This window comes from Corynebacterium sp., from assembly GCF_030826625.1.
GTDB lineage: Bacteria > Actinomycetota > Actinomycetes > Mycobacteriales > Mycobacteriaceae > Corynebacterium.
The window spans coordinates 1-3,572 of sequence record NZ_JAPJNQ010000118.1; the positions used below are offsets into that span (position 1 = coordinate 1).

A 3,572-nucleotide genomic window follows, 5' to 3' on the forward strand; every position below is an offset into this window, starting at 1 on the left:
GTTTGCGTGGACAACGTATCAACTTAGAGTTCGTGTCTGCGAACCCGACTGGTCCTATCCACCTGGGTGGCACGCGCTGGGCTGCCGTCGGTGATTCGCTGGGACGCGTACTCGAAGCCAGTGGGGCAGAAGTCACCCGCGAATACTATTTCAATGATCACGGCGGGCAGATCAACCGCTTCGCCCGTTCGTTAGTCGCTGACGCTCAAGGCGAACCTACCCCGGAAGATGGCTACGGCGGTGCTTATATCCACGAGATCGCAGCCGCGGTACTCGATAAAGATCCGGGTGCGCTCGATGGCGAACCTGCGGAGGTACAAGAGAAATTCCGTGCGCTTGGCGTAGAGATGATGTTCGAGCAGATTAAAGCCTCGCTCAAAGAATTCGGCGTGGAATTCGATGTCTACTTCCACGAAAATTCGCTGTATGATTCCGGCGCCGTAGAGCGCGCTATTGATACCTTGCGAGACAATGACAATCTTTACGAAGCCGATGGCGCCTGGTGGTTGCGTGCAGAGAAATTCGGCGACGACAAAGATCGTGTCGTAATCAAGTCTGATGGTGATCACGCTTATATCGCCGGTGATATCGCCTATGTTGCCGATAAATTTGAGCGCGGCCACAATCTCGCTATCTACATGCTTGGTGCCGACCACCACGGCTACATTGGTCGCCTTCGCGCTGCCGCTCAAGCCCTGGGCTATGACCCAGAAAACGTTGAGGTACTGATCGGACAGATGGTCAACCTGCTGCGTGACGGAAAGCCTGTGCGCATGTCGAAGCGTGCTGGAACCGTCATCACCTTGGAAGATCTCGTTGAAGCCATCGGTATCGACGGTGCGCGGTATTCCCTGGTGCGTTCTAGCGTCGATACCTCCGTCGACATTGACCTGGAGCTGTGGACCGCACAATCAGCTGATAACCCGGTCTATTACGTCCAGTACGGCCATGCCCGGTTGTGCTCGATTGAGCGCAAAGCAAGCGAACTCAACGTGAGCGTCGAAGGCCCAGACTTGGGACTGCTGGTTCACGACAAGGAAGGTGATCTCATTCGCACTCTGGGCGAGTTCCCAGAGATCGTCGCCACCGCAGCGCAGCTACGGGAGCCGCACCGGATTACCCGGTACGTCGAAGAGCTCGCTGCGACCTTCCACCGCTTTTATGACCAGTGCCAGATCTTGCCGAAAGCTGGCGAGCAAGCCGAGCCGATTCACAGCGCACGGTTGGCACTCGCTCGGGCGACCCGGCAGGTCTTGCGCAATAGTTTGACCATGGTCGGCGTCAACGCCCCGGAACGGATGTAGATCGATGAACATGCACCTGTCTGATTTCAACCAATTGCCCAGCCATGTCTGGCCACGCAATGCACGCCGTGAACAGGAAGGCACGGTGACCATCGCAGGTGTGGGATTACCGGACATTGTCGAACGGTACGGCAGCCCAGTGATGGTTTTTGATGAGGACGATTTTCGTTCCCGCTGCCGCGATATGGCACGTGCGTTTCAAGGCGCAGAAAATGTGCACTATGCCTCGAAGGCTATGCTTTCGACGCGTATCGTGCGTTGGGTTGAAGAAGAAGGCCTTTCGCTCGACGTTGCTTCGTTGAACGAATTACTGATTGCTTTACGCGCCGGATTTCCGGCTGAGCGAATCACGGTGCATGGCAACACCAAAAACCGCGAGTTCTTGCGCAAGTGTGTTTCGGCCCAGGTCGGTCACGTTGTGTTGGATTCACCAGGTGAATTGGTGGAACTGAACGAGATTGCTGCAGAACTGGGCGCCACGCAGCCGGTGCTGGTGCGCGTGACCCCCGGGGTGGATGCGCATACGCACGAATTCATCGCGACCAGCCATGAAGACCAAAAATTTGGGTTTTCTCTTGCCGCAGGCGATGCCTGGCGAGCGGTCGTTGCTGCGCACAATGCGTCGTCGCTCGATCTCCAAGGCATTCATTGCCACGTCGGTTCGCAGGTTTTCGATGCAGATGGATTTACGCTCGCGGCCAACCGCTTGCTGGAATTGTTTGCACGAGTGCACCAAGAATTGGGATTACAGCTTCCGGTTTTGGACCTCGGCGGCGGTTATGGCGTGCCGTATCTTGCCGACGACTCGGAGCTGAATATCGCCGGAATCGCGGCAGACTTGTTGGCCGCGGTAAACAGCAAGGCTGCGTTTTTAGGTATCGCTCCGCCAAAAGTGGTCGTTGAACCAGGGCGTGCGCTCGTGGGGCCGGCTGCCGTGACGGTTTATGAAGTTGGATCCGACAAAAATGTGCAAATCGACGACGATCGCTACCGTCGTTATCTCGCAGTCGATGGGGGAATGTCAGATAATATTCGTCCTGCACTTTACGGTGCAGAATATGACGCCCGAGTGGTTTCCAGATTCACGGATGGGCACCAGAAACCTACCCGACTGGTCGGCGCGCACTGCGAATCTGGGGACATTTTGATCGCTGATTTTGCTTGTCCTGCAGATGTGCGCGGGGGAGACCTCATGGCCCTTGCAGTCACCGGGGCTTATTGTTATCCGATGTCTTCGCGGTACAACGCCTTCACGCGGCCTGCGGTGGTGAGCGTGCGTGATGGCAAGGCAGAGTTGATGCTGCGGCGGGAAACGATCGAGGATCTTTTGAGCCTTGAAGCAGGCGAACCGAGCGCCGAATAAGCGAACGCTGAATGACTATGCGATGAATCAAGAAATTGATATCAAGAATTTGATACTGAATAAATTTCGGCTAGCAAGCTAAATTTGCACTTAAAGCCGGTACGATTGCGTGCAGATGCACCGCGAAAATCGACTGCAATGATACGGTGTACGCCAGAAAAATTTCGACGAACACGACTAACAAAGACGAAGAACGAAGGATTGCGAAAACTATGGTCGCTGAATCTCCTGCCCGTACCGAAGACAATGCTGGCAAGCCTGTCGGAATTGCCGTATTAGGCATGGGTACCGTCGGTACTGAGGTCATTCGCTTGCTGGAAGAAAATGCTGCAGACTTCCGCGAGCGCGTGGGTGGCCCACTAGAATTGCGTGGCGTTGCCGTCGATGACACCTCGAAGCCACGTCGTGGTGTAGAGCCAGAGATGATCACCGGTGATGCGCACGCGCTGATTAACCGTGACGACGTCGATGTGGTTGTTGAACTCATCGGTGGCATCGATTACCCGCGTGAGCTCGTCTTGGCTGCTTTGCGGGCAGGAAAATCCGTGGTCACCGCGAATAAGGCGCTCGTTGCCGCCCATGCTGATGAACTCGCGCAAGCTGCAGAAGATTCCGGGGTGGATTTGTACTTCGAAGCCGCAGTTGCCGCAGCGATCCCAGTCGTCGGCATGTTGCGCCGCTCACTGGCGGGCGACCAGATCCGGCGGATCTCGGGAATCGTCAACGGTACCACCAACTTTATGTTGGACAAGATGATCACCGAAGGAATGGGCTACGACGAAGCCCTGCAGATCGCTACCGATCTGGGGTATGCGGAGGCAGACCCAACCGCCGACGTCGATGGCCACGATGCCGCGTCGAAGGCCGCCATTATGGCCTCGCTGGGCTTCTATACTCGCGTGAAC

At 56.1% G+C, this 3,572-nt stretch carries 3 protein-coding genes; all 3 read left to right on the plus strand.

All coding sequences use genetic code 11. The features are described 5' to 3' along the window. On the plus strand, positions 1-1,304 hold a 1,304-nt coding region (gene argS, locus RCH87_RS10290), incomplete at its 5' end, for an arginine--tRNA ligase (RefSeq protein ID WP_306516605.1). Between the two features lie 4 nt (positions 1,305-1,308). Then, on the plus strand, positions 1,309-2,667 hold the full coding sequence (gene lysA / locus RCH87_RS10295; protein WP_306516606.1) for a diaminopimelate decarboxylase: 1,359 nt from the start codon (positions 1,309-1,311) through the stop codon (positions 2,665-2,667). Positions 2,668-2,879: 212 nt separating this feature from the next. Beyond that, the coding region (locus tag RCH87_RS10300; protein ID WP_306516607.1) for a homoserine dehydrogenase at positions 2,880-3,572 on the plus strand (693 nt) is incomplete at its 3' end.